Genomic DNA, 5,271 nt, shown 5'->3' with positions numbered 1-5,271 from the left:
GGCTTAGTTATGTACGGGCTGATTACCGTGATTTACTAAGCAACGAATCGCACCTGGGTTCCAGCCAAACAATTCTTTGAGTGGATTAGATGAAGCAGGTATGTGACTCAAAATGCGGCGAGTTGTGAGATTAAGTCTATGTACTGGCTTGCCATTACACCAGCTATCCTTCGCTTGTACCTGGTGCTTTATCACTTGCAATAGTTGCCCTTCTAAGGTAAAATACCCAATAGCTTCAGAGCCGAGGGCTGTCAGAGCGAAGGCATGAGCAGAGAGATGGGTAGGCTCAAAGGCAACAAAATTGCCGAGATTTTCCCACAAGAGTTTGTTAAAATTTTGTTTGTCAGAACGTACAATCAGGCGAACGTGCGGATTAAGACGCCGGGCTGCAAAGGCAGCTTCTATATTTATTCGCTCATTTCTTGTTACTAAAAGTATTGAACGACACTGCTTTATACCTGCCTGCTCTAAAACACTTGGTTGGCGGCAGTCTCCTATAATTAACTTTTCTAGTAAGCTTGGTACTTCTGGGACTTCCCAATGTTCGGATTGCACATCATCAATGGCGCTAACTTTAACATCGTACTCCTTTAGGACTGCAACACAATGTTGTCCTAAACTTTGGAGTCCGCATACTAAGAAAAGGTCTTGGGGTTTTTTGGGATTGGTGCTAGGAGGGGGATGCACTTTCTGTTTATGGCAGCATTTGACACTGCTAACAGTATGTGTTTGCTAGGATTATACAGCAGTTTTCGTTTGCATGAAGTACAAAGTCACAGGTTTTGAGATAGAAGGATAATTTCTGTTTTGAGTTATTGGTTTTTTACCTCATTTAGTTACAAACTGCTGTAATATCATGTCCGCTAAATTACTTGTAATATGTCGTTGCGAACGCAACGAAGTGAAGTGAAGTGAAGCAATCGCAAGGGTTCGGGGATTGCTTCACTTCGTTTGCAATGACAATTGTTCAACCGGACATGATATAACTCATCATTCGGATAATTCCTTGAATTAGAGTCCCTAATTCCCAGTCCTTTTTCACAACAGCAAACTAGCAGAATTAACATCCAAAAATAACGTTGCTTGGGATTGTTGACGGAGAATAGAAGCCGGACACTCTGTACTTGTAGCTCCTTGCAACATCTCTTTTACCACATTCGCTTTACGTTTTTCTGGAGCAAGACAAATAATTTTTTGAGCTGAACAAATCGTCGAGATAGTGACAGTAAAAGCATACAGTGGGACAGTTTCTAAACTCGGAAAGTGACCTGTGCTTACTTGTTGCTGACGGTTCACTGTATCCAGTTTCACTAGTTTCACACTGTAAGGATCTTGAAAATTTGCTACTGATGGATCGTTAAAAGCTAAATGTCCATTTTCGCCAACACCAAGACAGCATAAGTCAATTGGTTGTGCTTGCAGTAGTTTAGTGTAGCGATCGCACTCTGCGACTGGTTGCAATGCATCCCCTTCTATATAGTGAAATTGCTTAGGAACAACCCGCTTCTCTACACGTTCTCGCATATAGCGCCGGAAACTCGCAGAATGGTCAGCCGTAATTCCCAAATATTCATCTAGATGGAACAGAATAATTCGTGACCAATCTACACCACCCAATGCAATCAAAGCATCGAGAAATTTCAGTTGGGAGTTACCTGTTGCTAACAATACAGCAGCTGTACCTTGTTGCTTAAGAACTTGCTGTAAATGCTTTTGCGCGATTTCAGCAACCTCCTGGGCCATTTCGACTTCAGAGTTGTAAATCTGCACTAGTAAATCATCAACACGAAAAAAGTTTGTAGCGGCTAGCATTTGCTTACACAAAAGGTTATCAATAATGCGGCAGTTATTTGAGAGGCTGTATCTGTCTGCCTTTACATGCCCTATCCAGTATAGATTTTAGGATTTAGCAGATTAATTTGTGACTTTTTGCCCTGTATTCACCAAGGAACAATCACTAAGGACAAAAAAACAATGTAAACTATTTAAATTAAGTTAATAATTATTTACATTTTACCCAAAAATCATGCTGGCTGCAATTCTCTTTGACCTAGACGGCACTATTGTCAACACTGACCCTATACACTACCGAGCTTGGCGGGAAATGCTGTTAAATTACAGCATAGAAATTGACGAAACATTTTATAAATCCCAAATTAGTGGGCGGCTAAATCCAGAAATTGTTAAGGATATTCTGCCACAATTATCAACAGTAGAAGGGCAAAAATTTGCAGACGAAAAAGAGGCGCTTTTCCGCAAACTCGCCCCGCATTTAAAACCGTTGAGTGGATTTTCTGAACTACTAGCATGGACAGAGACACATCAGTTAAAACGCGCATTAGTAACTAATGCCCCTAGATTAAATGCAGAATTTATGCTAGAGGTTTTGGGAATCAAAGAAGTTTTTCATACAGTTGTTTTAGCAGATGATTGTATTGCAGGTAAACCTGACCCTGCACCCTACCAAGTTGCCCTGAATAAGTTGGGGATTAAAGCAGAGGAAGCGATCGCCTTAGAAGACTCTCCCTCTGGTATTTGGGCGGCAGTGAGCGCAGGTATCCGCACTATTGGCATTGCCTCCACCCACGATCCCCAACTTTTGCAGGAAATCGGCGCATTTATGGCAATACCAGATTTTACTGATTTGCAGTTGTGGACATTCCTGAACTCACTCATTGAGCCAGATTTACAGCAGATTTCAAGTTGGTGAAGTACACAACGATTCGTCTGTTACGCAGGTATAAAGCGTGTTTTACTCCTGAATTCTGTATTCTGTATCCTGAATACTACTTTAAGTGCGATCGCTTCTAACTTGTAAGCGCAAAATCTTAGAACATCAAGAGTAGAGACGCGAATTTGCTAACCCGTCTCTGGTTATTTTTCCGCAAGAATCGCGTAAATTTCCCGTTTAACTTGCTCTAAAAGCTCACGCACCCGATTTATGCGCTCCATATTGCCACTGCGAGCAACCTGCACCACAACAGCAGCTAATTCTGTTGCAGCATTCCGCAACTCAATAAACTCTTGGGGCTTACCTGTCACGAAACTTTTGACGGTATCCCAAGGAGAGTCTGAGGTTTCCTGTTGGGCACGTTCTGCCAATAATTGTCTACCTTCATCGGTGATCGTGTAAATCCGCTTGCCACCTTCCTGTGCGCTCTTGAGATAACCACCTTCCTCCAGCAATTGGAGTGTTGGATACACTGAGCCAGGACTGAGGCGACGGAAACCACCGTAGCGAGTTTCCGCATCTTTGATCAGGTCGTAACCATGACTAGGATGCTCGGATAACAATTCCAGCAGGATGAACTTGATATCACCCCGACGAGTCCGATATTCATCTCCCCAACCACGACCAAACATTTCATTGCCGAAGTGTTTGCCATGATCTCTACCATGATGCTTGCCATGCCCAAACCAAGACCTGACAAACAATGAATCGTCTTCGTTAACTCCTGCCCATGCAGGTACGCCAAAACGTGACCGAAAGTGTCTAAACATAAATGAATCTCAAATCAACTTTCTCTACTATACGATATATCGCGATGTATTGCGATATATCGGAATAGAATTTTGATGAAGATTTTTGAAGTAAGCAATTTTGCCAACACCACAAGCGATGCCTGCGGCAGGGCAAAGCTAATCGAAGCTGTTCAAATAGCTACTAGCTCGTACTTGTTGGACAAAAGACTCTACCCATTGCAAATATTGTGAACCGGCAACTACTGCTGTATCGTTATGATCTGCTCCTGGAACCAACAAGAGTTGCTTTGGTTCGGGAGCAACGGCATACAGTTTTTGGCTCATAAAAGAGGGTACAGTCGAATCAGCAGCGCCATGAATGAATAAAACTGGCGTTTTTAACTTTGGCAATTTTTTAATGGAATTAAACCGTTGTGTCAAGATGAAATCCACAGGAAACATCCAAAACATGTTTCGATAAGTTATTAAATCGCGGATGGAGGTAAAAGAGCTTTCCACAATTAAACCAGCAGCCTCTGGGTGTTTCACTGCTAAGTCAATGGCGATGGCACCCCCAAGAGAATGTCCATAAAGAAAAATTTGGCTGGGTGGAATCTCTTGTTGCTGCATCAAGTAATTCCAAGCTGTGGCTGCATCTTCATAAACCCGCTTTTCATTGGGAAAGCTGCCTTCACTGCGACCATAACCCCGATAATCAATTAGCAACACCGAAAACCCTAGCTGATGAAACCGATTCGCATGAGCTATATTTGCGCCAATATTGATACCATTACCGTGTAAATATAGCAACACCTTAGCATTGGGTTGCTTGGCTTCTATCCACCAACCGTGAATGTGTTCTACTTTGCCTGTTTTAACTGGCACAGGTAACCAAACCTCTTTGTAAGGGAGATTAAAAAACTCTGGTGTCTTTTCAATGACAGCAGAGGGAAAGAAAATGAATCGAGGTTGCTTAATAAAAAGAAATAGACAGATGGCACAGTAAGCGAACGCTGCAATTATCCCAGCCCAGAGTAGCAGTTGAAAAAATACTTGTATTATTAATTGCAGTTTATTAACTTTCATGCCCTAACTTTTTAAGGAATAGAAAGTGTTTATATTAACAAAAAACTTACTTATTAGAAACAGCTCTAGCATTTTCCAATCTAGATTTCAACCATTCTTAAAAAATTTATCCTAAAAATCAATTATTCAGTAAAAATACGTGTGCATATTTAAGTCTTCTGACTATATGAATAGTAGGATTAGCCCATACAGGAGAAGACAGTGACGCTCTTAAACCAAGCTCAAGTAGAGCAGCTAAAGGAAATAACTACACACTTGCGACAAGTAAGACAACAAAAATCTATATGCATAGAAGAAATAGCTGCAAGAACACTCATTAGAGCAGGTGTTTTGCAAGCTTTAGAAGAAGAACGATTTGAAGAATTGCCTGAACCTATTTTTGTTCAAGGATTCATCCGTCGCTATGGAGATGCTTTAGGACTGGATGGAAATGCTTTATCACATACTCTTATAAGTAATGTAGTCTGCCAAGACTCCAAGAATGATCGTAAGAATTCAGACAACAAATCTAATACGTATATACCTCTTGTTGTTACCTACATTCTCTTATTAGTCGCTGCATCTGCTGGTCTTTTATATACACTTAATCCACCACAAATTACATCTGAATCCCCGACTCCAGAAGTCAATAGTCAACAGTCAATGGTTAGTAATCAGTGAGTGGGGAGTGGGGAACTCGGGGCCCCCACGAAGTGGGGATTAGGGGCATGGGGACTGGGGACA

6 protein-coding genes are annotated in these 5,271 nt (G+C 41.6%); 2 read left to right on the top strand and 4 right to left on the bottom strand.

Annotated features, from left to right (window positions below; translation table 11 throughout):
- Nucleotides 1-3: 3 nt before the first annotated feature.
- On the bottom strand, nt 4-687 hold the full coding sequence (locus ACFFAP_RS35435) for a potassium channel family protein (protein ID WP_375515597.1): 684 nt from the start codon (nt 685-687) through the stop codon (nt 4-6).
- Between the two features lie 351 nt (nt 688-1,038).
- Complete coding sequence (locus tag ACFFAP_RS35430) at nt 1,039-1,812, bottom strand: glucosamine-6-phosphate deaminase (protein ID WP_375515596.1); 774 nt, start codon at nt 1,810-1,812, stop codon at nt 1,039-1,041.
- Between the two features lie 214 nt (nt 1,813-2,026).
- Here ACFFAP_RS35430 and ACFFAP_RS35425 point away from each other — a divergent pair, with 214 nt between their 5' ends.
- Nucleotides 2,027-2,710 (top strand): HAD family hydrolase, encoded by a 684-nt coding sequence (locus ACFFAP_RS35425; RefSeq protein WP_375515595.1) that lies wholly within the window; start codon nt 2,027-2,029, stop codon nt 2,708-2,710.
- 164 nt (nt 2,711-2,874) lie between these two features.
- Here the strand turns inward: ACFFAP_RS35425 and ACFFAP_RS35420 are convergent, their stop codons facing one another.
- Entirely contained in the window at nt 2,875-3,501 is a 627-nt protein-coding gene (locus ACFFAP_RS35420; RefSeq protein ID WP_375515594.1) for a PadR family transcriptional regulator, read from the bottom strand.
- Between the two features lie 138 nt (nt 3,502-3,639).
- Nucleotides 3,640-4,548 carry an alpha/beta hydrolase gene (locus ACFFAP_RS35415; protein ID WP_375515593.1) on the bottom strand — a complete coding sequence of 303 codons (909 nt, stop codon included), beginning with the start codon at nt 4,546-4,548 and terminating at the stop codon, nt 3,640-3,642.
- Nucleotides 4,549-4,749: 201 nt separating this feature from the next.
- Between ACFFAP_RS35415 and ACFFAP_RS35410 the strand changes: the two genes are divergently transcribed.
- Nucleotides 4,750-5,208, top strand: coding sequence for a helix-turn-helix domain-containing protein (locus ACFFAP_RS35410; RefSeq protein WP_375515592.1), 459 nt, complete (start codon nt 4,750-4,752; stop codon nt 5,206-5,208).
- Nucleotides 5,209-5,271: the final 63 nt, after the last annotated feature.

It is taken from the genome of uncultured Nostoc sp. (genome assembly GCF_964245575.1).
In the GTDB taxonomy this organism is placed as follows: domain Bacteria; phylum Cyanobacteriota; class Cyanobacteriia; order Cyanobacteriales; family Nostocaceae; genus Nostoc.
This window is presented reverse-complemented; position numbering and strand designations above follow the sequence as displayed.

What these genes read in the sequence shown, in the direction of transcription:
- ACFFAP_RS35430 (WP_375515596.1), bottom strand. Translation starts at nt 1,812, where the DNA reads ATGCTAGCCGCTACAAACTTTTTTCGTGTTGATGATTTACTAGTGCAG.
- ACFFAP_RS35425 (WP_375515595.1), top strand. Translation starts at nt 2,027, where the DNA reads ATGCTGGCTGCAATTCTCTTTGACCTAGACGGCACTATTGTCAACACT.
- ACFFAP_RS35415 (WP_375515593.1), bottom strand. Translation starts at nt 4,548, where the DNA reads ATGAAAGTTAATAAACTGCAATTAATAATACAAGTATTTTTTCAACTG.
- ACFFAP_RS35420 (WP_375515594.1), bottom strand. Translation starts at nt 3,501, where the DNA reads ATGTTTAGACACTTTCGGTCACGTTTTGGCGTACCTGCATGGGCAGGA.